Origin of the sequence: Streptomyces sp. NPDC047853 (assembly GCF_043204535.1) — a bacterium.
Taxonomy (GTDB): domain Bacteria; phylum Actinomycetota; class Actinomycetes; order Streptomycetales; family Streptomycetaceae; genus Streptomyces.
In genome coordinates this window covers 56747-78192 of sequence record NZ_JBIDCI010000028.1, presented here as the reverse complement: position 1 = coordinate 78192, position 21446 = coordinate 56747, and the positions used below count along the sequence as shown (strand labels likewise).

Annotated in this window: 20 protein-coding genes and 1 pseudogene; 2 read left to right on the top strand and 19 right to left on the bottom strand. The window is 74.5% G+C overall.

Annotated features, from left to right (window positions below):
* The 7 genes and pseudogenes from ACGF5T_RS33350 to ACGF5T_RS33320 form a co-directional block, all read right to left on the bottom strand.
* Positions 1-212 (bottom strand): annotated as a pseudogene (locus ACGF5T_RS33350) (xylose isomerase); the annotation flags it as partial.
* 3 nt (positions 213-215) lie between these two features.
* The gene (locus tag ACGF5T_RS33345; RefSeq protein ID WP_366768395.1) at positions 216-1091 is read right to left on the bottom strand and encodes a TatD family hydrolase; all 876 of its coding nucleotides are present in this window, start codon (positions 1089-1091) and stop codon (positions 216-218) included.
* 2 nt (positions 1092-1093) lie between these two features.
* Positions 1094-1678: an EboA domain-containing protein gene (locus ACGF5T_RS33340; protein ID WP_366768365.1), complete on the bottom strand. Its 585-nt coding sequence runs from the start codon at positions 1676-1678 to the stop codon at positions 1094-1096.
* Entirely contained in the window at positions 1675-2520 is an 846-nt protein-coding gene (locus tag ACGF5T_RS33335; RefSeq protein ID WP_356612464.1) for a sugar phosphate isomerase/epimerase family protein, read from the bottom strand. The genes ACGF5T_RS33340 and ACGF5T_RS33335 overlap by 4 nt, the downstream gene beginning before the upstream one ends.
* Positions 2517-3458 carry an SCO3242 family prenyltransferase gene (locus tag ACGF5T_RS33330; protein WP_366768396.1) on the bottom strand — a complete coding sequence of 314 codons (942 nt, stop codon included), beginning with the start codon at positions 3456-3458 and terminating at the stop codon, positions 2517-2519. Before ACGF5T_RS33330 ends, ACGF5T_RS33335 begins: the two co-directional genes overlap by 4 nt.
* Before the next feature lie 65 nt (positions 3459-3523).
* The gene (locus ACGF5T_RS33325) at positions 3524-4654 is read right to left on the bottom strand and encodes an inositol-3-phosphate synthase (protein WP_356612465.1); all 1131 of its coding nucleotides are present in this window, start codon (positions 4652-4654) and stop codon (positions 3524-3526) included.
* Positions 4655-4917: 263 nt separating this feature from the next.
* Positions 4918-6030, bottom strand: coding sequence for a ScyD/ScyE family protein (locus ACGF5T_RS33320; protein WP_356612467.1), 1113 nt, complete (start codon positions 6028-6030; stop codon positions 4918-4920).
* A gap of 253 nt (positions 6031-6283) precedes the next feature.
* On the opposite strand from ACGF5T_RS33320, the gene ACGF5T_RS33315 reads away from it, so the two are divergent.
* Positions 6284-7369 carry a methyltransferase gene (locus ACGF5T_RS33315; protein ID WP_356612468.1) on the top strand — a complete coding sequence of 362 codons (1086 nt, stop codon included), beginning with the start codon at positions 6284-6286 and terminating at the stop codon, positions 7367-7369.
* A 432-nt stretch (positions 7370-7801) separates the two neighbouring features.
* On the opposite strand, the gene ACGF5T_RS33310 is transcribed toward ACGF5T_RS33315, so the two are convergent.
* From ACGF5T_RS33310 to ACGF5T_RS33265, 10 genes are all read right to left on the bottom strand, one after another.
* The gene (locus tag ACGF5T_RS33310; RefSeq protein WP_356612470.1) at positions 7802-9325 is read right to left on the bottom strand and encodes an FAD-dependent monooxygenase; all 1524 of its coding nucleotides are present in this window, start codon (positions 9323-9325) and stop codon (positions 7802-7804) included.
* A gap of 93 nt (positions 9326-9418) precedes the next feature.
* A complete protein-coding gene (locus tag ACGF5T_RS33305; protein WP_366768366.1) occupies positions 9419-10891 on the bottom strand; it encodes an FAD-dependent monooxygenase in 1473 nt (490 codons plus the stop codon).
* Between the two features lie 3 nt (positions 10892-10894).
* Positions 10895-11839: an aromatase/cyclase gene (locus ACGF5T_RS33300; RefSeq protein ID WP_356612474.1), complete on the bottom strand. Its 945-nt coding sequence runs from the start codon at positions 11837-11839 to the stop codon at positions 10895-10897.
* A gap of 51 nt (positions 11840-11890) precedes the next feature.
* Complete coding sequence (fabG, locus tag ACGF5T_RS33295; protein ID WP_356612475.1) at positions 11891-12679, bottom strand: 3-oxoacyl-ACP reductase FabG; 789 nt, start codon at positions 12677-12679, stop codon at positions 11891-11893.
* A 12-nt stretch (positions 12680-12691) separates the two neighbouring features.
* Positions 12692-12961, bottom strand: a complete 270-nt coding sequence (locus ACGF5T_RS33290; RefSeq protein ID WP_053125866.1) for an acyl carrier protein — start codon at positions 12959-12961, stop codon at positions 12692-12694.
* 45 nt (positions 12962-13006) lie between these two features.
* Positions 13007-14218 carry a ketosynthase chain-length factor gene (locus ACGF5T_RS33285; protein ID WP_366768367.1) on the bottom strand — a complete coding sequence of 404 codons (1212 nt, stop codon included), beginning with the start codon at positions 14216-14218 and terminating at the stop codon, positions 13007-13009.
* Positions 14215-15486 (bottom strand): beta-ketoacyl-[acyl-carrier-protein] synthase family protein, encoded by a 1272-nt coding sequence (locus tag ACGF5T_RS33280; RefSeq protein WP_356612478.1) that lies wholly within the window; start codon positions 15484-15486, stop codon positions 14215-14217. Before ACGF5T_RS33280 ends, ACGF5T_RS33285 begins: the two co-directional genes overlap by 4 nt.
* Complete coding sequence (locus tag ACGF5T_RS33275; protein ID WP_053125873.1) at positions 15483-15812, bottom strand: TcmI family type II polyketide cyclase; 330 nt, start codon at positions 15810-15812, stop codon at positions 15483-15485. The genes ACGF5T_RS33280 and ACGF5T_RS33275 overlap by 4 nt, the downstream gene beginning before the upstream one ends.
* Before the next feature lie 275 nt (positions 15813-16087).
* Positions 16088-16786, bottom strand: a complete 699-nt coding sequence (locus ACGF5T_RS33270; RefSeq protein WP_356612479.1) for an antibiotic biosynthesis monooxygenase — start codon at positions 16784-16786, stop codon at positions 16088-16090.
* Positions 16787-16845: 59 nt separating this feature from the next.
* A complete protein-coding gene (locus ACGF5T_RS33265; protein ID WP_361019142.1) occupies positions 16846-18321 on the bottom strand; it encodes an FAD-dependent monooxygenase in 1476 nt (491 codons plus the stop codon).
* Positions 18322-18487: 166 nt separating this feature from the next.
* On the opposite strand from ACGF5T_RS33265, the gene ACGF5T_RS33260 reads away from it, so the two are divergent.
* A complete protein-coding gene (locus ACGF5T_RS33260) occupies positions 18488-18967 on the top strand; it encodes a nuclear transport factor 2 family protein (protein WP_366768368.1) in 480 nt (159 codons plus the stop codon).
* Positions 18968-19043: 76 nt separating this feature from the next.
* Here ACGF5T_RS33260 and ACGF5T_RS33255 read toward each other — a convergent pair whose 3' ends face one another.
* The gene (locus ACGF5T_RS33255; protein ID WP_356612483.1) at positions 19044-19463 is read right to left on the bottom strand and encodes a pyridoxamine 5'-phosphate oxidase family protein; all 420 of its coding nucleotides are present in this window, start codon (positions 19461-19463) and stop codon (positions 19044-19046) included.
* Between the two features lie 177 nt (positions 19464-19640).
* A complete protein-coding gene (locus tag ACGF5T_RS33250; protein ID WP_366768369.1) occupies positions 19641-21176 on the bottom strand; it encodes a condensation domain-containing protein in 1536 nt (511 codons plus the stop codon).
* Positions 21177-21446 lie beyond the last annotated feature (270 nt).

Here is a 21446-nt window from a genome sequence, read left to right as displayed (position 1 = left end):
CCGCGCAGCGCTGCCGGATCGGTGACCAGGGCGTGCGCGGCGTCCCGGGCCAGCCACAGGCCGATACCGAGGCGGTCGCGGCCCAGCCGGCGCCGCACCGGCTCACAGTGCTCACGCAGCTGCGCCAGCACCCCCTCCAGCGTCTCCGCGGGATGCACGTTGGTGCAGTAGGCCAGGTGGACGGTGGACCCGTCGGGATGGCGGAAGCGCACCGTTCACGCACCTGCGGGCAACGGCTCGGTGGCGGGGGTGCCGCGCAGGACGGAGTTGCCCTCGTGGGTGGTGGCGGTGGCCGTGGGGTCCAGGTCGAGGCGTCCGCTGAGGCCGTAGAAGGCGACGGGGTTGCGCCACAGCACCCGGTCCACGTCGTCGTCGCTGAAGCCGGCCCGCAGCATGGCGTCGCCGACCTTGCGGGTCTTGAGCGGGTCGCTCCTGCCCCAGTCGGCGGCGGAGTTGACCAGGACCTTCTCCGGACCGTACTCGTGCAGGACGGCGACCATACGGGCCTCGTCCATCTTGGTGTCGGGGTAGACGGAGAAGCCGAGCCAGCAGCCGGCGTCCTTGGCGGCCTTGACGGTGGTCTCGTTGAGGTGGTCCAGCAGGACCCGCTCGGTGGGCAGGGCGGAGGCCTGGACCGCCTGGACGGTGCGGTGGAGTCCGGCGAGTTTGTCGCGGTGGGGGGTGTGCACGAGGGCGGGCAGGCCATGGTCGGCGGCGAGCTGGAGCTGGGCCGCCAGAGCGGTGTCCTCGGCCGGGGTCATGGAGTCGTAGCCGATCTCGCCGACCGCGACGACCCGGTCCTTGGCCAGGTAGCGGGGCAGGTCGTCCAGGACGGGCAGGCAGCGCGGGTCGTTGGCCTCTTTGGGGTTGAGGGCGATGGTGCAGTGATGGGCGATGCCGTACTGGGCGGCGCGGAAGGGCTCCCAGCCCAGCAGCGCGTCGAAGTAGTCCCGGAAGGAGGCGGGCGAGGTGCGGGGCTGGCCCAGCCAGAAGGACGGCTCGACGACGGCGCGGACACCGGCGGCGTGCATGGCCTCGTAGTCGTCGGTGGTGCGGGAGGTCATGTGGATGTGCGGGTCGAAGATGCGCAAGGTCACTGCTCCTGGGTCAGGGCGAGCACGTGCGGGAGGCCATCGGGTATCTCGCGGTGGGCGGCGGTGCGTTCGGCGGCGTGGGCGCGCAGCATGCGGGCCAGTTCCGTGTCGCCGCGGGCGCGGGTGGCGAGGTCGGCGACCTGGGTGACGGGCACGCCGGTGAACAGGCACTTCAGTACGGCGTGCCGCCACTGGTGGGCGTCGAGGTGGCGGGCGGCGTAGGGGCCGAGGGCGGCGGTGAAGAGGGTGGTGTCGTTGGTGCGCAGGGCGTCCTCGACCAGGGGCAGGCCGGTGGCGGGGTCGCAGTGCAGGGGGTGCAGGGCGAGCAGGACCGCGCGGCGTTCGGGGGCCGTTCCCTGCCGGTAGAGGCGGGTGAGGACGGCGGGGTGGGGGTGGGCCGCGGTGAGCAGCAGGACGCGGGCGGCGTCCGCGTGGGCGGTGCCGCAGCGGCGGCCCGCTTCGGCGAAGTGCACCTCCCAGCGGGGGTCGTGGTCGGTGGCCGTGGCGCAGGCGGCGGTCAGCCAGCGGCGTGCTGGGGCGCCGAGGCCGGCGGGGAGCGGGGGTGCGGTGGGCTGGAGGGTCATCGTGTTCCTCCGGCGCGCAGGAAGTGCAGGGACTGCGCGGCCAGTTCGGGGCCGGCGTGGGAGTGGCGGGGCAGTTCGACGACGGTCAGGCCCTGGTAGCCGGTGCCGGCGAGGGCTTCGAGCAGGGGCGGGAAGTCGATCTCGCCGTCGCCGAAGGGCAGGTGTTCGTGGACGCCGCGGCGCATGTCCTCGATCTGCACGTGCCGCAGCCAGGGCGCGGCCTGGCGCACGCAGTCGGCGGGCGGCAGCGGCTCCAGGCACTGGCAGTGCCCGAGGTCCAGGGTCAGGCCGAGCTGTGCGGGGTCGCCCAGCAGGTGCCGCAGGTGGTGGAAGTCGGCGAGGGTGGCCAGCAGATGGCCCGGCTCGGGCTCCACCGCCAGCGGCACGCCCGTCTCCTCGCAGGCGTCCAGGACCGGGCCGAGCGCGTCGGTAAGGCGCTTGAAGGCCGTGTCCTCGTCCGTGCCCTCCTCCGGGATGCCGCTGAAGCAGTGCACGGCGTGGGCGCCGAGGTCGGCGGCGACGCGCACGGCGCGGATGAGCAGGCGGATGCGGGTCCAGCGGGCGTCGGGGTCGGCGTCGAGGAGGGTGGGGCCGTGTTTGCGGCGCGGGTCCAGGACGTAGCGGGCGCCGGTCTCCACGGTGACGGAGAGGCCGAGCGCGGCCAGGCGCTCGGCCACCCGGCCGGTGCGGGCGGCGAGGCCGGGGGCGAGCGGGTCGAGGTGCATGTGGTCGAGGGTCAGGCCGACGCCGTCGTAGCCGAGGTCGGCCAGCAGGGTCAGGGCGTCGTCCAGACGCAGGTCGGTCAGCCCGTTGGTGCCGTAGCCCAGGCGCAGGGGGCTCATGTGGTGCTCACCTTGCGTGCCAGGCGGGCGGCGAGGGGGGCGAGTGCGGCGGTGGCCAGGGCGGTGGCGGGTGCGCCGGCCCGGGCGGCGAGGGCGGCCTGTACGGCGATGGTGGCGCGGATGCCGGCGCCGACGGCGCGCTGGGTGAGCTGGGGTGAGGGGTTGAGGGCGGCGTGGGCCAGGGGGCGGGTGAAGGTGGCGGCGTAGGAGGCGGCCAGGGCGGTGCGCAGGGCGTCGGCGGAGGCCGGGGCGGGGCGGGGGCGGGGGCGGGGCAGGAGGGCGCGGGTGGTGCGGCGGCCGGTGAGGGCGGCGGTGAGGGCGGTCGCGGCGGCGAGGGCGGCCAGGGGGGCGGTGCTGGAGCCGCCTTGGGCCTCGCGGCGGGAGACGAGGGTGACGGTGAGGGTGTGGGCGGCCAGGACCGTGGCCGGGGCGAGGGCGGGGCGGGGGGTGCCGCAGGTGGCGGCGGCGCCCAGGAGCAGGTCCAGTCCCCGGGCGGCGGCCATGGCCACCGGCCCCGCGGGGGTGTGTTTGAGCCCCAGGTCGTAGGCCCACACGGTCACCGCCAGCGGCGCGGCCACCGCGAGGGCGGGCCGGCCGGCGCCGGCGGCCAGCACCAGCCCCGCGCCGGTGAGGCCGCACGCCGCGCCCAGCGCGGCGGCAGGACGTACACGCCCCGAGGGCAGCGGGCGGTGCGGACGCTCCACGGCGTCCTCGCCGCGGTCCGCCCAGTCGTTCAGCGCCATGCCCGCCTCGTACAGGCACAGCGAGGAGCCGACGGCCAGCAGCGTCCGCGGCCCGGGACGCCCACCGGCCGCCGCGGCGCCCGCCAGGGCGTCGCCGGGGACGGTGAACAGGGCGGGCAGGCGCAGCAGTTCGGCCCAGGCGCGGGCCACACCGCCGGGGGCGGGGTGCGGGCGCCGGGAGGGCGGGGGCGGCAGGGGGACGGGGCGCAGGTGGGGGCGGCGGGTGCGGGCCAGGGGTGCGGTGGCGGGCCGGGGTGCGCTCACCGGGAGTGGCCCAGCCGTGCGGCGAAGGCGAGGAGGTGGGCGTACTGCTCGGTCAGGGCCGACTCGTCGCCGTCGGGGTCCTTGAAGTAGAAGCCGAGTTCGGGGCGGGGGCCGGACAGGCCCTTCTCGTGGGCGCGGGCCAGCAGCCGGGCGAGGTCGAGGACGAGGGGGGCGGCCAGGGCGGAGTCGCAGCCCTGCCAGATGGTCTGCAGGATCATGCGGGTGCCGAGGAAGCCGTCGAAGGCGACGTGGTCCCAGGCGGTCTTCCACTCCCCCAGGGCGGGCACGTCGTCGATGTGGACCTCGCCCTGGGGTGCCGCGCCGAGGGTGTCGGCCAGGACGCGTTCCTTGCCGGCGTTCTTGGCGGCGGCCGCCGCCGGGTCCGCGAGGGCGGCTCCGTCGCCGCCGCCCAGGAGGTTGGTGCCCGACCAGGCGCGTACGGCCAGGGCGCGGTGGGCGAACATCGGGCCCAGGACGGCCCGCAGCAGGGTCTGTCCGGTCTTGCCGTCGCGGCCCGCGTAGGGCAGGCCCGACACCTTTGCGGCGGGGGCCAGTTGGGGGTGGCGCAGTCCGGTGGAGGGGGTGAAGTCGGCGAAGGAGCAGCCGGCGCGCAGGGCGGCGGCCGCGTACAGGGAGCTGGCCGGCCAGGTGCCGGGGGCCGGTTCGGGTTCGGTGGAGGCGACGTTGACGACGACGGTGCGGGCGACGCCGGTGCGGCGGGCGAAGTCGCGGAGGTCGGTGGCGAAGTCGGCGATGAGTTCCTCGGGGGCGCGGGGGTCGCCGTCCACCGGGCCGCCGGGGCGGATGCGCTGGTCGGCCGCGGTCAGTTCGGCGTGCACGGCGGGGGGCAGCCAGTGCGGCAGGACGCCCTGGGCGGCCAGCTGCTCGGCGCGTTTGGGCAGGGGGGTGCCGGCGGTGTCGTGGCCGCCGAAGACGAGGGAGTCCAGGGCGGGCAGGCCGGCGGCGTGGAAGGGGGCGGTCTCGGTGACCAGGCCGGTGGGCGGGTGGAGGCCGGCGGCGACGGCGGCGCAGCCCGCGATCGCGGTGGTGGCCACCGAGCCGCGGGCTCCGATGAGCCACACGCCGGTGGCGGCACCGGCGGCTGGAGTGGTGGCGTGTGGGGTCACGGGCGGCCTCCCTGGGCGTGGGTCTGGGTGGTGGCGCGGGGGGTGTGGGGCCAGGATGCCGAGCGGGGCGGGGCGGGGGTGCGGTCCTCCGCCGGATGTCGAGCGGCCGCCGAGCCGGACCCCACCGCACGCCCCGCCTCCTGGTGCGCCGGCGGGACCCGGGTGCCGGCGGCGAACCAGGAGGCGGGGCGTGCGTGGGCCCCGCCGGCCGTCAAGGGGCCGGCGGGGCCTTGGGGGGTGGCGTGCGCGGGGGCGCGCCCGGATCAGTAGGTCACGCGCAGCAGTTCGCCGTTGGTGCCCACGGTGTTGTTGGTGACGTACACCTTGCCGCAGCGGTCGACGGCCAGGCCGGTGGGCTGGCGCAGCCGGTCGCCGGTGGGGATCACGGAGACGGCGCCGGTGGCGGTGTCGACCTTGGACAGGGTGCCCGGCTGCGGCGGGCCGGCCAGCTGGGCGGAGCTGTAGGACAGGGCGAGCAGGTCGCCGTGGCGGTCCAGCTCCAGGTCGACCAGGTTGGTCAGTCCGGTGGCCAGGACCTGCGGCTGCTGGCCGGGGGCGATCTTCCACACGCGGGAGGCGCCCAGGCGTCCGCCGCTCATGTCCGCGATGTACACGGTGCCGTCGGCGGCCTTGGTGATGCCGGTGGGCACGGTCTCGGCGGCGCCGGTGGGCAGTTCGTTCTTGGGCAGCAGGTACTGGGTGGTGGTGGTGCCGTCGCTGTTGCCGCGTACGACGGTGTTGGCGCCGGCGTCGGTGACGAGGTAGCCGCTGCCGCTGCGTACCAGGCGCCAGGGGTTGGCGTGGACGTCGCCGCCGTCGGGGTTGAGGCGGGTCTCGTGGTCGGTGAGGTCGGCCAGGACCTTGCCGTCGCGGGTGCGGAAGACGGTGCCCAGGGTCTTGGCGCCCTCGCCGAGGGCCGCGCGGGAGTCGTTGGTGCCGCCCAGGGCGCTGGCGACGACGTAGCCGCCGAAGCGGTCGGGCAGGACGTCGCTGGGGCCGTTGGCGGAGATGGGGGCGCCCGGGGCGACGCCCTTGGCGGTGGAGGCCAGGCCGGTGGCGACGCGGCCCTTGAAGCTGCCCTTGACCTTGTAGACGGAGCCGGTGGCGCCCAGGCACGTCTGGTCCAGGGGGCAGCCGGCCAGGCCGGTGCCGGACTCGGCGACCAGCAGGGAGCCGTCGGGCAGCGCGGTGACCCCGCGCGGGTTGTTCAGCTGGGAGGCCACGACGGTCAGGACCGGCTCGGCGGCCGTGCGGGCGTGGTGGCGGTGGGCCTGGGGCTGCGCCTGGACGGGGCCGGCGGTCAGCGGGACGGCGACGGCACCGGCCACGCCGGCCGCCAGGATTATCTTCGTCCAGGAACTGCGCGAGTTCGGCATTTCTCTCCTCGGTTCCATTGCTCCCCCCAATTACCTGGAGAGCGGATGCGAAATCAGCGCCACCTTAGGGCAGTCGCCTCGTTTATCGCGTCAAATGTTCCGCAGGAAAAGACGGGGGAACCTATAAACCACCGGCGTTCGAGTTTCCCTCCAGGCGGCTTCGACCTTTTTACCTATCGTGGTAGTCCGGATCCCTTCCGGCGGTTGGGACACGGTTGGGACAGACCATGCACTCCTGCAACGGAGGATTCTCATGCCCGAATTGCCGCCCCCGCACGTCGTCCGGGAAGCGGAGAGAGCGCGAGCGGATCTGCAGCGGCAGAGCCGGGAGCTGGCGCCGCCGCCGTTCGCCCTGCTGGAAATGATCATGGGAGTCATGGTGACGCGGGCGGTGCACGTGGCCGCCGAGCTGAAGGTGGCCGAGGCGCTCGCCGAGGGGCCGCTGTCCGCCGAGGAGCTGGGCGGGCGGGTCGGCGCGGACGCGGACGCGCTCGGGCGGGTGCTGCGCCTGCTGGCGAGCAACGGGGTGTTCGCGACGCGCGAGGACGGCACGTTCGAGCTGACGCCGATGGCGGACGCGCTGCGCGCCGACCACCCGATGTCGATGCGCCCGATCGCGCTGCTGATGGGCCATCCGATCCACTGGGAGGACTGGAGCGGCTTCCCCGAGACCGTGGTCACCGGTGAGCCGGCGCTGCCGAAGCTGCGGGGCATGCACGCCTTCGAGTTCCTGACGAAGAACGCCGAGTACGGCCAGGTGTTCTTCGAGGGCATGGGCAGCATGTCCGCCTCGGAGACCGGGCCGATCGTCGCGGCCTACGACTTCTCCTCCTTCGGCACGGTGGTGGACTTCTGCGGCGGCCAGGGAGGGCTGCTGGCGGGCATCCTGGCCTCCTCCCCCCACACCAGGGGCGTGCTGTACGACCCGCGGGTGGAGGAGAACGGGGCGGCGCAGTTCCTGGCCGCGCAGGGGGTCGCCGAGCGGACCGAGCGGGTGGCCGGGGACCTGTTCGAGGTGCCGCCGGCCGGGGCGGACGCCTACGTCCTCAAGCACATCGTGCACGACTGGCCCGAGGAGCAGGCGCTGCAGATCCTGCGCAACGTGCGTGCGGCGATCAAGCCGGGCGGGCGGCTGCTGATCGCGGAGATGGTGATTCCGGAGCAGGGTGATGCGCCGCACTCCGGCAAGCTGGTCGACCTGTGGCTGATGCTGCTGGTCGGGGGCCGTGAGCGCACTCCCGGCCAGTACGCGGACCTGCTGTCGCGTGCCGGGTTCCGTCTGGAGCGCGTGGTGGAGACGGCGGCGGCGATCTCCCTGGTGGAGGCCGTGCCCGTGTGATCCGCCTCTGGTGACCAGGCCCCGCCGCGGATGAGGGACCGCGGCGGGGCCTTCCCGCGTCCGCGGGGGCGGGGGCTGTCCGGCGGGAGTCGGACGCGGGGCTGTGTTGTCCGGCGCGGGGCGGGGGCTGTCCCACCGGATCCCGGCGCGGGCGGGAGCTGTCGCACGGGAGGCCGGCACGGGGCGGGGCTTTGCCGTGCAAGCGCGGCGCGGGGCTGTGTGCGGCGGGGGTCGGGCGCGGGGGCGGGGGCGGGGGGGTCCGGCAAGTGGCCGGGCTGTGGCGGTCGTTGTCCGGCCGGAGTGGGCCGACGAGGGGCCGGGATCGGCTGAGGAGGGGCCGGGATCAGCTGAGGTGGGGCCGGTGGGCCGGGAGGGGGGCATGGGGGTGCCCCCGGCGTGCCGCACACGCGCCGGGGGCAGGAGGGGGCCGGGTCAGCGGGTGGGGCCGAACCAGCGGGTGAGGGCTTCTTCCAGGCCCTTGGGTGAGGTGCCGGCCCAGGCGACGTAGCCGTCGGGGCGGACCAGGACGGCGGTGGCGCCGGCGAGGGCGTCGGGGCCGTCGGTGGGTTTGGCGAGGACGGTGGCGACGTCGACCCGGCCGGGCCGGCCGGCCGCGGCGCGGCGTATCGCGGGGTCGTCGGCCAGGTCGAGCAGGACGCCGTGTCCCTGGTGCAGGAGGCGGGCGGGGGTGGTCTCGCCGCCGGTGCCGATCAGGGTCCGCGGCGGCATCCGGCGGCCCACCAGCGGGTGCGCCGTGCCGGTGTCCTCGCCGGTGTCGTCGCCGGTGAGGTCGTAGCGGATGTCGAGGTGGCTGACGATGCCGGCCAGGTGGCGTTTGACGTCGTCGTAGCGGACGAGTTCGGCCATCAGTTCGCGCAGCGGGTCGGACTCGGGGCCGCCGAGGAAGACGATGCCCTGGGCGCGGGTGTTCATCAGCAGGCGGGCGCCGACGGGGTGGCGTTCGGCGTGGTAGGTGTCGAGGAGGGTGTCGTCGGCGTCGCCGCGGACGGCGGCGGCCAGTTTCCAGCCGAGGTTGGCCGCGTCCTGCACGCCGGTGCTCAGGCCCTGGCCGCCGGCGGGGAGGTGGATGTGGGCGGCGTCGCCGGCCAGGAAGATCCGGCCGCGCCGGTAGTGGGCGGCCTGGCGGGTGGCGTTGGTGAAGGAGCTGACCCAGCTCGCGCCGCCGTGGCTGATGTCCTCGCCGGTGATGTCCTGCCAGGCGCCGGCGACCTCCTCGTAGGTGACGGTGCGTTCGCGGTCGTGGGCGGGGCGGCCGTCGGGGCAGACGATGATGCGCCACACGCCCTCGGACAGCGGGGCGGCCATGACCATGCCGCCGTTGAGGCGTTCGCCCAGGAAGCGGGGGGTGAGTTCGACGCCGGTGATGTCCGCCAGGTACATGCCCTGGGTGGCGTCGGTGCCGGGGAAGTCGATGCCGGCGGCCCGGCGGACGCGGCTGGAGCCGCCGTCGCAGCCCACCAGGTAGGCGGCGCGCAGGGTCTGCCGGCCGCCCTCGGGGGTGCGGACGGTGATCTCGACGCCGTCGTCGGGCGGGCCCTCGGTGAGGGAGACGAACTCCCAGCCGCGCCGGATGTCGGCGCCCAGTTCGCCCGCCCAGTCCTCCAGGACGGCTTCGGTGTCGCCCTGGGGGATGCCGCGGGCGCCGAAGTGGGCGTCCTGAAGGACGGTGAAGTCGAACTGGGCGCCGCCGAAGTGGCCCATGGGGCTGGTGGCGAGGGTGTCGCCCTGGCCGAAGCGGGGCAGCAGTCCGCGTTCGTCGAAGGTCTCCATGGCGCGGGCGGTGAAGCCCAGGCCGCGGGACTGGCCGGTGGGGGCGGGGAGTTTCTCGATGACGACGACGCGGGCCCCGCCCAGGCGCAGTTCGCCGGCGAGCATCAGTCCGGTGGGGCCGGCGCCGACGACGATGACGTCGGTGTCCGCCGCTGTCCCTTCCATGGTGGTTCCTTCCTGAACGGTGGGGTCGGTCGGGGTCCCGGCGGTGGTGGGGGCGGTGTGCCGGTGCCCCCGCCGGGAAGGGGGCGCGGCACTTCAGCGGGGTGGCCCGAACCAGCGGGTGAGGGCCTCGGTGAGGCCGTCGGTGCCCGCTCCGGCCCAGGCGACGTGCCCGTCGGGGCGGACCAGGACCCGTTCGGTGCCGTGCAGGGCGCTGGTGGGGGCGGCCCGGGCGGACAGTGCGGTGACGCGGTCGGCCCAGCCGGTGGGGGCGGGCGGGGCGGTGGCGGCGCCGGTGAGGTCGAGGAGGACTCCCCCGCCGGAGCGGACCAGGCGCGTGGTGGTGACGGTGCGCTCCGGCAGCCGCAGTTCGGTGCAGGGCAGCCGCGCGCCGAGCAGCGGGTGGGCGGGGCCGCCGACGTCGTAGCGCACGTCCAGGCCGCTGATCATGCCGGCGAGGTGGCGGCTTACGTCGTCCAGGGCGGTCAGTTCGCCCAGCAGGGTGCGCAGCGGGCCGACCTGGGGCGGGCCGAGCAGCATCAGGGCCTGGGCGCGGATGTTGGCCAGGACGCGGCGGCCGGTGGCGTGGCGTTCGCTGTGGTAGGTGTCCAGGAGGGTGTGGGGGGCTTTGCCGCGGACGACCAGGGCGAGTTTCCAGCCGAGGTTGAAGGCGTCCTGGACGCCGAGGTTGAGGGCCTGGCCGCCGATGGGCATCTGCTGGTGGGCGGCGTCGCCGGCGAACAGGACGCGGCCGTGGCGGTAGTGGGTGAGCTGGCGGGAGGCGTCGCCGAAGGCGTTGGCCCACAGGGGGGTGCCGGAGCTGATGTCCTCGCCGGTGACGCGTTTCCACACGGCGGTGATCTCCTCGAAGGAGACGTCGCCGCCGGGGCGGTGCTGGGCGGTGGAGCCGAACTCGTGGACCATCACGCGGGTCACCCCGTCGGGGCGGCGGGCGGCGATGGCCAGGCCGTGCTCCAGGCGCTGGAAGCGGCGGGCGGGCACGTCGATGCCGGCGACGTCGGCGCGCAGCAGTTCCCGGGTGGCGCTGTGGCCGGGGAAGGGGGCGCCGGTCAGGCGGCGCACGGTGCTGTCCTCGCCGTCGCAGGCGATGAGGTAGCGGCAGCGCAGGCGCAGGGGGGTGGCGTCGGGTCCGGTGGCGTGGACCTCCACCGCCTCGCCGGTGTCGCGCAGGGCGGTCACCTCGTGCTTGCACTTGAGTCTGGCGCCCAGCGACAGCGCCCATTCCTGGAGGATGACCTCGGTGCGGGTCTGGGGCACCTTCCACTGGCCGGGGTGGGAGGTGGGCAGGGTCAGGTCCAGGGGCAGGCCGCCGAAGTGGCCGCGGGTTTCCTGGGGCGGGTCGCCGAACTCGGGCAGCAGGGCCCTGCTGTCGAGGATCTCCATGGTGCGGGCGTGCAGGGTGGAGGCCCGGGACTCGGTGTTGGGGGCGTGGCGTTTCTCCACGAGGACGACGCCGGCGCCGCCGTGGGCCAGTTCCCCGGCGAGCATCAGCCCGACGGGTCCGGCCCCGACGACGACGACGTCGGTGTCCAGGAGGTCCGCTGTCACGGCTCAGGCCTGCTTCTGCTCGGCGTGGGCCTTGGCGTGGGCGAGGGTGGCGCTGCTGTTGGTGGACAGGGCGCTGTGCACGTAGGCGCGGGCGTCGGCGACGGTGGCGTCGGGGCCCAGGATGCGGGCGATGTTGGCGGTGTTGAGGGTGACGGTGTGCTGGGAGGAGGCGGTGGTGCCCTGGTCGTTGTCGGTGAAGGTCCACTCGCCGGTGTGCAGGGTCATCAGGGCGGGCAGGGTGACCTGCTTGTAGGCGATCTTGTGGTGGGGGAAGACGACCCGGTAGGACTTGGTGGTGTGCACCGAGCCGTCCTTGGCGCGGGTGTCCATCTCCAGTTCCTGCAGGCCGGGGGTGTCCTCGGTGAGGCGGACCACGGCGACGTGCGGGAGCCGCTCGGACCACAGGTGGGCTTCGTTGATGAAGTCGAAGACGTCCTTGGCTGCGCCGGCGATGTGCACGGTGTCGGTGAAGGAGAAGGTGAGGTCGTCGGTGGCGGCGGCGTGCGCGGCTTCGACGTTGGTCTTGAGGGCGGCCAGTTCCTGGGTGCTGTTCTTGTCCACGGCCTGTTCGATCCACAGCAGGTCGTGGGGGTCGTCGCCCAGGGCGCTGTAGTCGTGCAGGAGGCGCACGCGGGAGGTGTCGGCGGTGAGCGCCTCGATGATCCAGGTGCCGCCCATGTGCTTGACGGGGGCGGCCGGTATCTCCTGGCGGAAGGTGATGGTGAGGTTCTTCGCGTCCAGGGTGCGGCGGGAGGTCCAGTCCTTGGGCTGTCCGTTGGCGGTGGCCCAGATGCGGATGCGTTCCTGGTCGCCGCCTGCTTCGAGGCGGTCCACGTGGATGGTGGGCGGGAAGATGCGCGGCCAGTGGGTCACGTCTGCGAGCAGTTCGTAGACCTGGGCGGCCGGGGCGCCGATCGTGGTCTCGTGCTCGACCTCACGCGTGGTCATGAGGCGTTTCTCCTCGTCGGGTCGGGGTGCCAAAGGGCCGGGAGGGGTGGGTCAGAAGTTGCCGAGGCCGCCGCAGACGTTCAGGGCCTGGGAGGTGATGGAGGCGGCGGTGTCGGAGGCCAGGTAGCCGATGAGGCCGGCGACCTCCTGGGGGGTGGAGTAGCGGCCCAGGGGGATCTTGGCCTGGAACTTGTCGAGGATGGCTTCCTCGGAGGTGTCGTAGGCGGCGGCGTAGCCCTGGCGTACGCGCTGGGCCATGGGGGTTTCGACGTAGCCGGGGCAGACCGCGTTGACGGTGATGCCGGTGGGGGCCAGTTCGTTGCCCAGGGCCTTGGTGAAGCCGACGACGCCGTGCTTGGAGGCGGAGTAGGGGGCGCCCAGGACGACGCCCTGCTTGCCTGCGGTGGAGGCGACGTTGATGATGCGGCCGCGGTCCTTGGCGCGCAGGCCGCCGAGGGTCAGGGCGGCGCGGGTGACGCGGAAGACGCTGTTGAGGTTGGTGTCGATGACGTCGTCCCACAGGTCGTCGGCGATGTCGGCGGTGGGGCCGCCGCCGGAGCGGCCGGCGTTGTTGACGACGACGTCCAGGGTGCCGAAGCGGTCGACGGCGGCCTGGATCCAGCCGTCGACGGAGGCGGTGGAGCGGACGTCGACGACGGCGCCGTCGACGTCCAGGCCCTCGGCCTGGAGTTCCTTGACGGTGGCGGCGATGTTGTCGGCGCTGCGGGCGCCGATGAACACGCGGTGGCCCTGGCCGGCCAGGAGGCGGGCGGTGGCCAGGCCGATGCCGCTGGTGGCGCCGGTGATGACGGCGACGCGCTGGGTGGTGGTGTCGGTCATGGCGGGGCTCCTTCAGGCGGCCTGGGCGGGCGCGAGCTGGGCGTTGACGACCTCGATGAAGGTGCGGGGGGTGTTGGCCTCGCCGACGGCCTCCTCGTCCAGGGAGATGCCGTACTCGCGCTCGATGAGGCTGCCGGCCTCCAGCAGGGCGAGGGACTCGTAGCCGATGACCTCGAACTCGGTGTCGAGGATGTCGCCGTCCAGGTCCACGCCCTCGGCGACGCCGGCGGCGTCGCGCAGGGTGCGCTTGAGGTCGTCGAGGGTGAAGAGCTTGGTGGCCATGCTGGTTCCTTCCGTGGTGCGGCGTGCGGTCGGGTGGCGGGACGGTCAGACGGCGCGGACGGCCATGGCGGAGTTGAAGCCGCCGTGTCCGCGGGCCAGGACCAGGGCGGTGCGCAGCGGGGCCGGGCGTGGCTCGCCCAGGACCAGGTCCAGGGGGTAGTCGGCGCACGGGTCGATGTGCACGGTGGGCGGGATGACGCCGTCGCGCAGGGCGAGGAAGGCGGCGGCCAGGTCCAGGGGTGCGCCGCCGGAGTAGAGGCGGCCGGTCATGGTCTTGGGCACGGTGACCGCCACGCCCCGGTCGCCGAAGACGGCGCTGATGGCGTCGGCCTCGGCGAGGTCGCCGGCCGGGTCGCCGGCGCCGTCGGCGAAGACGACGTCGATGTCGTTTGCGTCCAGGTGTGCGTCGGCCAGGGCGATCTCGATGGCCTTGCGCAGGCCGGGTTCGCGTCCGCTGCCGGGGCGGGGGTCGAGGGTGGCGCCGTAGCCGGCGATCTCGCCGTAGGGGCGGGCGCCGCGGGTGCGGGCGGCGGTGGCGTCCTCGGCGATGAGGATCGCGCCGCCCTCGCCGGGCACGAAGCCGTGGGCGTCGCGGTCGAAGGGCAGGTAGGCGTGGTCGGGTTCGTCGCTGGTGGAGAGCTTGCCGCCGGCGAGCTGGGCGACCCAGCCCCAGGGGCACAGCGAGGCGTCGACGGCGCCGGTGACGATGAGGGGGGTGCCCTTGCGGATCTGGCGGCGGGCCTGGGCGACGGCGTCCAGGCCGCCGGCGCCTTCGCTGACGACGACGCCGGCGGGGCCCTTCATGCCGTTGCGGATGGAGATCTGGCCGCTGTTGACGGCGTAGAACCAGGCGAAGGACTGGTAGGCGGAGACGTACTGGCTGCCCTGGCTCCACAGGGCCTGCAGTTCGCCCTGGCCGAACTCGAAGCCGCCGGCGGCGGAGGCGGTGATGACGCCCATGTCGAAGGCGGGCAGGGAGGCGGGGTCGGCTCCCGCGTCGGCCAGCGCCCAGTCGGCGGCGACCAGCGCCAGGCGGGTGACGCGGTCGGTCTGGGGCAGCAGCCGGCTGGGCAGCAGCCGCTCGGCCTCGAAGCCGTCGATCTGCCCGGCCAGGCGGGCGGGGTAGTCGGTGGGGTCGAAGCGGGTGATGCGGCCGATGGCGTGCTTGCCGCCCAGGGTCGCGGCCCAGTAGTCCTGCAGTCCCAGGCCGTTGGGCGCGACGACGCCCAGGCCGGTCACCACCGTGGAGGCGGTCATACCAGGCTCCTTTCCGGGCTGGCGAGCACCATGGCGCTCTGGAAGCCGCCGAATCCGCTGCCGACGGTCAGGACCGCGTCGACCAGCTGGTCGCGGGCGACCAGGGGCACGTAGTCGAGGTCGCACTCGGGGTCGGCCGTGTGCAGGTTGGCGGTGGGCGGGACGACGTCGTACTCCATGGCCAGGGCCGAGGCGGCGATCTCGATGGAGCCGATGGCGCCCAGCGAGTGCCCGACCATGGACTTGATGGAGCTGACCGGGGTGCGGAAGGCGTGCTCGCCCAGGCTGCGCTTGAAGGCGGCCGTCTCGTGCCGGTCGTTCTGCTTGGTGCCCGAGCCGTGGGCGTTGACGTAGTCGATGGCCTGCGGGTTGAGGCGGGCCTCGTCCAGGGCCAGGGTGATCGCCTCGGCCATCTCCGCGCCGTCGGGGCGCAGGCCCGTCATGTGGTAGGCGTTGGAGCGGGTGGCGTAGCCGGCGATCTCGGCGTAGATGTGGGCGCCGCGCTTGCGGGCGGCCTGGAGTTCCTCCAGGACGAAGAAGGCGGTTCCCTCACCGAGGACGAAGCCGTTGCGGGTCTTGTCGAAGGGGCGGGAGGCGCACTCGGGGTCGTCGTGGCGGGGGGTGGTGGCCTTGATCGCGTCGAAGCAGGCCATGGTGATCGGGGAGATCGGCGCGTCGGAGGAGCCGGCGACGACGACGTCGGCGGAGCCCTCGCGGACCAGTTCGACGGCGTAGCCCACGGAGTCGATGCCGGAGGTGCAGCCGGTGGAGACCACGGTGCTGGGGCCCTCGGCGCCCACCGCCCAGGCGACTTCGGTGGCGAAGGAGCTGGGCACCATGTAGTCGTACAGGTGGGGGACGGCGTAGGTGTGGTCGACGGCGTCCAGGCGGCCTCCGTCGCTGACGACGCGGTACTCCTGGTCCAGGCCCATGGTGGCGCCGACCGCGCTGCCGACGGTGACGCCGACGCGGTGGGGGTCCAGGGCGGTGATGTCCAGGCCGCTGTCGGCGACCGCGCCGCGGGAGGCGACGACGGCGAACTGGGCGGCCCGGTCCAGGCGGCGGACCTCCTGGGGGCTCAGGCCGTGCGCGTAGGGGTCGAAGTCGGCCTCGGCGGCCACCCGGGAGCGGAAGGGGGCGGGGTCGAAGAAGGTGATGCCGCGGGTCGCGGTGCGCCCCGAGCTGAGCAGGTTCCAGAACTTCTCGCGGCCCACTCCGCCCGGTGCGATCACCTCGATCCCGGTGATCACGACGCGTCGCCTGCTCAACGGGAGGCCTCCCAGTCGTAGAAGCGGGTGGCCATGGCGTCGGCCGGCGAGCGCCAGGTGGCGGGGTCGTAGGCCTCGATGAACGGCTTGAGGTCCTCGCTGATGCCCACGAAGCGCGGGTCGGCCTTGGCCGCCTCGATCAGCTCGCCGCCGTTGTCCTCGTCGAAGTCCTGGAGGTGGAAGTACAGGCCCCGGTAGGAGAACAGCTGGCGGCGCCGGGTGCCCATGCGGTGCGGCATCTCGGTGGCGTCGAAGTCGGCGAACAACTTCGCCACGTCGTTGCTGGAGGCGGCCGCCATCCGGGCGACGATCAGCGTGCTGTGCATAGGGTTGGCTCCTCGGCGGTTTGCGCGGAAGGGTTCTCGCAGCGGGCACGGGCCCGGCGCGGCGGCCGGGCCGCGGCGCCGTCGACCACGACGGTTACGACGGTGGCCTGCGGCGGTAGCGGCCCGCACGGGGCCTGCCTGAGCCGTGGCGGAGCCGGACCCGCGCGAGGGGGCGGCCGGTACATGCCCGCGGACGCCCGCCCCCGGACGGTGTCGCGGGGAGGGGCGTCCGCGGGATGGCCCGGCTCCCGTCTACGCCGTGCGGCGCTGCGGGTTCACTGGCCGGCCGAACGCGTGTGCACGACCTGGTAGGTGTTGCTGTAGGGCTGGCCGGCGACGACGGCGCGGACGCGGCCCACGGCCGCCTTGCGGGCCTCGTCCTGGTCCTGGGGGGCCTGGTCGCGGTAGGTCTCCCAGGCCTGCTTGCTGTCCCACTGGGAGTAGGAGATGACGAAGGTGCCCTCCAGGCCGCGGGCGCGCAGTCCCTTGAGGACGACGTGCGCGCGGAAGCCGGGGACCTGGGCGAGGAAGGCCTGGCCGGGGCCGAGGGCGTCCAGGGCCTCCTCCTGTCCCTGGGGGGTGACCGGGAAGACGGTGAAGACGGTGTAGGCGTCGACGTCGGGGCCGATCTCGATCTTCCCGCCGAGCGCGTCGGAGGTCAGCGTGTGGGCGACCTCGTTCTGCATGAGGCGGATCGAGGTGGTGATCTCGCCGAAGACCGGCAGGGTGCGGTGCTTGAACTCCTCGCCCGCGTACCGCTTCTCCAGGTCCTCGCCGCTGCGCCACTGGATGAAGTTGAGGGTGCCGTAGGAGTCGACGCCGGAGTGCACGGTGGAGGACATCCAGCCCTCGTACGTGGCCGCGTCGACGATCTTCGTCATCTCCTCGATCAGCTTGTCCTGCTTCTCGGGAGTGTCCGTGGTGAACAGGTTCAGGACGGTGAGGTGCTTGTCCTCGGCGGAGATGATGGGCATGGGTCTGTCGTTTCCCTTCGCAAGGTGGGCGGCGCCCGGGGCGGGCGGCGGGGCGAATCTCAGGCGGTGGGACCGAACCAGCGGTCCAGGGCGGTGGCGAGGCCGTCGGTGCCGGCCCCCAGCGGGGCGACCCAGGCGACGTAGCCGTCGGGGCGCACGAGGATGCCGTCCACCGGCGCCTCGCAGCCGTCGAAGTCGGCGGCGACCAGGTCGACGCGGTCGGCCCAGCCGGCCGCGGCCGTGCGCAGGCCCCGGTCGCCGCCGAGCTCCAGGAGCACGGCGCGGCCCTTTCGCAGCAGCGAGTAGAAGGCGATCTTCTCGCCGTCGACGACCAGTTCGCGGTCGGGCAGGCGCCGGCCCAGCAGCGGGTGGTCGCCGTCGCCGACGTCGTGGCGGATGTCCAGGCCGGTGACCATGCCGGCCAGGTGCTGCTGGACGGAGGTGTGGGCTCCCATGAGCTCGGCCAGCACCTCGCGCATCGGGGTGATCTCCTCACCGCCGAGGTAGAGGATGCGCTGGGCGAGGGTGTTGGTCAGGATCCGCTCCCCCACCGGGTGGCGCTCGCTGTGGTAGGTGTCCAGCAGCCCCTGGGGGGCGCGGCCGCTGATGTCCAGGGCCAGCTTCCAGCCCAGGTTCACGGCGTCCTGCACGCCCGCGCTCATGCCCTGCGCGCCGATCGGCAGGTGGATGTGCGCGGCGTCGCCGGCCAGGAAGACGCGGCCCTTGCGGTACTGGGCGGCCTGGCGGCTGACGTCGGTGGTGGAGCTGACCCACAGCGGGGTGGCGGCGCTGATGTCCTCGCCGGTCAGCTTCTGCCAGCTGGCGGCGACCTCCTCGAAGGTGATCGCCTCGGGGTCGGTGCGCAGCGGCTGGGAGCTGTCGAAGTAGATGACGCGGCAGCGGTCGGGGCCCATCGGGATGACCATGACCATGCCGCCGGGGACCCGCTCGCCGCTGAAGCGGGGCCGCAGTTGCACCCCGGCCACGTCCGCGAAGCGCAGCTCGATCGCCGGCTCGGTGCCGGGGAAGTCGATGCCGGCGAGCTTGCGCACGCTGCTGCGGGCGCCGTCGCAGCCCACGACGTAGCGGGCGCGCAGGGAAAGGGGGGAGCCGTCGGCGCCGGTGGCCTCGACACTCACCGAGGTGCCGTCGTCCTGGAGCGCGGTGACCTCGTGCCCGCGGCGGACCTCGGCGCCCAGCTCGCGCGCCCAGCCGCCCAGGATGCCCTCGGTGCGGGCCTGCGGGATGCCGCGCGCCCCGTAGGAACCGCCCTCGATCACCTGGTAGTCGAGCGGTACGCCGCCGAAGTGGCCGACGGGAATGACTCCGACCTCACCGAAGCGGTCCATGAGACCGCGCTGCGCGAACTCCTCGATGGTCCGCGCGGAAAATCCCAGCGCACGGGATTCCTTAATCGGTTCGGCGAGTTTGTCGAGCACCACCACCGATATTCCAGCAAGCCTCAATTCACCTGCGAGCATGAGACCGGTGGGACCGGCTCCCACGACAATGACGTCCGAATCGTAGAGTTCCATCTGCCCTCTTCTCACTGGTGTTCAGCCAGTATGGAGAGAGCGGCGGGCGGGCGTAAATAGACGCTGTTACAGGTCTTGTGCAGTGAATGCCAGAAAAACGTGCGGTACGTCAGAGCTTCGACAAACGCTCTTGCCGCGGGCGCCGTGGGTGACGGCATTCTCGAACATGACCTCCACCCTGACGAACGATCAATCGGCATACGGTCTCGATGTCGGCGCGCGCGCCGAGGTCGCCGGCCTCCTGGACCGCTATCTCCTGTCGCTGGACGAGGGGGAACTCGACGAGGCGTGGGCGGCACGCCTGTTCACGAAGGACGCGGTGGTGGCGTTCCCGGTCAGCCGTCACGAGGGCGCCGAGGGGATGGCCGCCTACCACCGGGCGGCGCTGTCGGCGTTCACGGCCACCCAGCACCTGGGTTCCCCGGCGGTGGTCGAGGGGGACGGGCAGCGGGCGGTGCTGAGGGCGAACCTGATCTCCACCCATGTGCACCACGCCCGCCACACGCAGGGCGAGGGGGCGCTGGCGCCGCTGTTCTCCACGGGCACCTTCGTCGACGGGCAGGCCCGGCGCACCGAACAGGGCTGGCGGCTGAACCTGCTCACCTTCCGGCTGCTGTGGTCGCAGGGCTCGCCGCCCCCGCGCTGACCCGCACACGCCTGCGCGGCGCCCCCCTCCCCCGTGCTCCCGGGAAAGGGGGGCGCCGCGCAGGCGTGTGTGCGGGTCAGGTGTTGAGGCTGAGCACCCGGTCGACCGCGATCTCGATGACCACCCGGCCCGGCGGGGTGGGCGGGGCGGACCAGTAGCGGCGGGCGTAGAGCCGGGCGCCGCGCTCCACCCGGGCGGGGTCGGCGACCACCTCGGCGGTGCCCTCCAGGGTGACCCAGCGAAAGCCGTCCACCTGGCACAGCGCCACCCGGCCGCCGGGCGCGGCCAGCAGGTTGCGGGCCTTGCGCGAGGTGGCGACCGTCATCACCCGGGCCAGGCAGGCGGCCGCGTCCCAGGTGAAGCGGACCGGTGCCACGTGCGGGGTGCCGTCGGGGCGCAGGGTGGTGAACGCGGCGACGAGGACCGTGGTGGTCAAGAACGCCTCGACCGAGTCGGGCACCGTGACGGCGTCCGGGCGCTGTATCGAGGGCGGCATACGGGTGTCCTCACTTCCAAGGGGGGCGGTGCGGGGCGCGGCAGGGCGGGTGGCGGTGGGTGCGCGGGGCCGGCCGGTGGGCCCGGGCCAGCATGCCGTGGCGCGCTCGACCCTGGCTTGACGTCCCCGGTGCGCGGTGCGTGCCGCGGTGCCGGGCGCCGGTGGGGTGCGGGTGGGTCAGGGCGGGTGCGGGGGGCAGGCGGTCGGGCGGTCGGGCGGGCGGCGCGGGCGCAGGCGGAAGGTGCGCGGGGCGGTGGTGTGCCCGGCGGGGGTGCGCGGGCGCGGGGCGATCGCCGGCAGCGGCTGTCCCCGCAGGACGTCCAGCACGGTGGCGGTGGTGGTCCGCTCGCCGGTGCGGGGCAGGTGGTCCAGCAGCCGGGCCAGGTGGTCGGCGAGCAGGTGCGCGTCGCGGTCGCACACGCGGCTGCGGTCGTGGACGAGGGCGAAGGTCAGCGAGCCGTCGGCGCCGGGGTGCACGAGCAGGGCCAGGGGCAGGCCGCCGGGGCCGGTGCCGCCGGCGTTCTCCGCCTCCAGGACGGCGCCGGCGGCGGCGAGCCGGGCCCGGGTGCCGGCCGGCGGGCGCGGCACGCTCTCCACCGACACCAGGCTCTCGAAGAGTTCCCCGCCGGCCGTGGCGGTGGCACCGCGGCCGCTCCAGCGGTGGATGCGGGCGGTGGAGACCCATTCGTAGGCGGCCATGTCCAGGGCGCGGTCGCGCAGCTGCGCCAGCAGCAGCGCGAGCGGCTGGCGGGGGTCGACGCGCACCGCCATCGGCAGGCAGGTGCGCAGCGGTCCGGGCAGCCGCTCGGCGCCCTCCAGGGCGATGCCGCGCCCGGAGACGGCGACGCCGAAGCCCACCGCCGCCACCGGGCCGTCGGCGGCGGCCCGGTACAGCAGCAGCGCCCACAGCATCTGCACGGCGCTGGAGTCGGGCACGCAGCGCAGCGCCGCCCAGTGGTGCAGGCGGGCGGCCTCGCGCGGGCCGAGGCGGACCTCGACGCGGCCGGGGCCGCGCTGGCCGGTGGGGGGCCCGGGCCGGGCCGGCAGCAGGGTGAGGGGGCCGGCGGGCAGGGCGGTGCGCCACCACTGGTGGGCGGGGGCGGTGTCCTGGCGCTGCAGCCAGGCGGTCCAGTCGCGCAGGTCGGGCCGGCGTTCGCCGCCGGGCAGGGTGCCGCCCGCCAGGTAGGCGCGGCAGAACTCCTCCAGCAGGAGGTGGACGCTGTAGGCGTCCAGCAGGGCGTTGGGGAAGGTGAGCACCACCCGGGTGACCGGCCCGGCGGTGCCCGTACAGGGGCCGGGCAGGTCCAGGAGGGTGATGCGCAGCGGGGCGGGGCGGCGCAGGTCGAAGCCGCGCAGGCGCTCGCGTTCCAGCAGGCGCTCCCAGTCGGCGCTGCCGGCGCGGTGGCGGACGACGTCGGCGCGGGCGCGGTCGTGGAGGATCAGGCGCGGGGCGGGGGCCGGGTGGAGGGCGGCCCGCAGGACGCTCTCGCGGTCGATGACGGACTGCCAGGCGGCGGTGAACCGCTCGGTGTCCAGCGGTCCGCTCCAGCGCCAGGTCAGCTGCTCGACGTGGCGTCCGGCCTCCCGGTGCCCGCCCGGGCCGTGCAGCAGGTGGTGCAGCAGGCCGTGCGGGGGCCAGGGGGCCGTCGTGGCGGGGCGGCGCGGGCCGGCGGGGCGGCCGCGCGGGGGGCGCGGGCGGTGCTGCCTCGCCATGGGTCGCCCTCCTCGGATCGCCGCCGGCTCGCCCGCGGGCCGGCCGGCCGTTGGGGGGTGCGGGAGCGGTGCGGTGGGCGCGGTGCTCCCCGGGCACCGTGGCACAGGCTCCTGCCGGGGCCCTGACAGGGCGCTGACGCGGCTGCAGAACCGCCGGAGAAACGCTTCTTCAGGGGTGGGGCGCGGGTCGGGCCCGGGGTGCGGGACGGCCACGGGGGCCGGTCCGGCCGGGGGGCCGGGGTCCGGCGGGGCCGGCGGGGGTGCCGGGGA

What these genes read in the sequence shown, in the direction of transcription:
- ACGF5T_RS33250 (WP_366768369.1), bottom strand. Translation starts at nt 21,176, where the DNA reads ATGGCGAGGCAGCACCGCCCGCGCCCCCCGCGCGGCCGCCCCGCCGGC.
- fabG (WP_356612475.1), bottom strand. Translation starts at nt 12,679, where the DNA reads ATGACCGACACCACCACCCAGCGCGTCGCCGTCATCACCGGCGCCACC.
- ACGF5T_RS33335 (WP_356612464.1), bottom strand. Translation starts at nt 2,520, where the DNA reads ATGAGCCCCCTGCGCCTGGGCTACGGCACCAACGGGCTGACCGACCTG.
- ACGF5T_RS33265 (WP_361019142.1), bottom strand. Translation starts at nt 18,321, where the DNA reads ATGGAACTCTACGATTCGGACGTCATTGTCGTGGGAGCCGGTCCCACC.
- ACGF5T_RS33275 (WP_053125873.1), bottom strand. Translation starts at nt 15,812, where the DNA reads ATGCACAGCACGCTGATCGTCGCCCGGATGGCGGCCGCCTCCAGCAAC.
- ACGF5T_RS33340 (WP_366768365.1), bottom strand. Translation starts at nt 1,678, where the DNA reads ATGACCCTCCAGCCCACCGCACCCCCGCTCCCCGCCGGCCTCGGCGCC.
- ACGF5T_RS33255 (WP_356612483.1), bottom strand. Translation starts at nt 19,463, where the DNA reads ATGCCGCCCTCGATACAGCGCCCGGACGCCGTCACGGTGCCCGACTCG.
- ACGF5T_RS33285 (WP_366768367.1), bottom strand. Translation starts at nt 14,218, where the DNA reads ATGACCGCCTCCACGGTGGTGACCGGCCTGGGCGTCGTCGCGCCCAAC.
- ACGF5T_RS33315 (WP_356612468.1), top strand. Translation starts at nt 6,284, where the DNA reads ATGCCCGAATTGCCGCCCCCGCACGTCGTCCGGGAAGCGGAGAGAGCG.
- ACGF5T_RS33310 (WP_356612470.1), bottom strand. Translation starts at nt 9,325, where the DNA reads ATGGAAGGGACAGCGGCGGACACCGACGTCATCGTCGTCGGCGCCGGC.
- ACGF5T_RS33260 (WP_366768368.1), top strand. Translation starts at nt 18,488, where the DNA reads ATGACCTCCACCCTGACGAACGATCAATCGGCATACGGTCTCGATGTC.
- ACGF5T_RS33320 (WP_356612467.1), bottom strand. Translation starts at nt 6,030, where the DNA reads ATGCCGAACTCGCGCAGTTCCTGGACGAAGATAATCCTGGCGGCCGGC.
- ACGF5T_RS33290 (WP_053125866.1), bottom strand. Translation starts at nt 12,961, where the DNA reads ATGGCCACCAAGCTCTTCACCCTCGACGACCTCAAGCGCACCCTGCGC.
- ACGF5T_RS33300 (WP_356612474.1), bottom strand. Translation starts at nt 11,839, where the DNA reads ATGACCACGCGTGAGGTCGAGCACGAGACCACGATCGGCGCCCCGGCC.
- ACGF5T_RS33270 (WP_356612479.1), bottom strand. Translation starts at nt 16,786, where the DNA reads ATGCCCATCATCTCCGCCGAGGACAAGCACCTCACCGTCCTGAACCTG.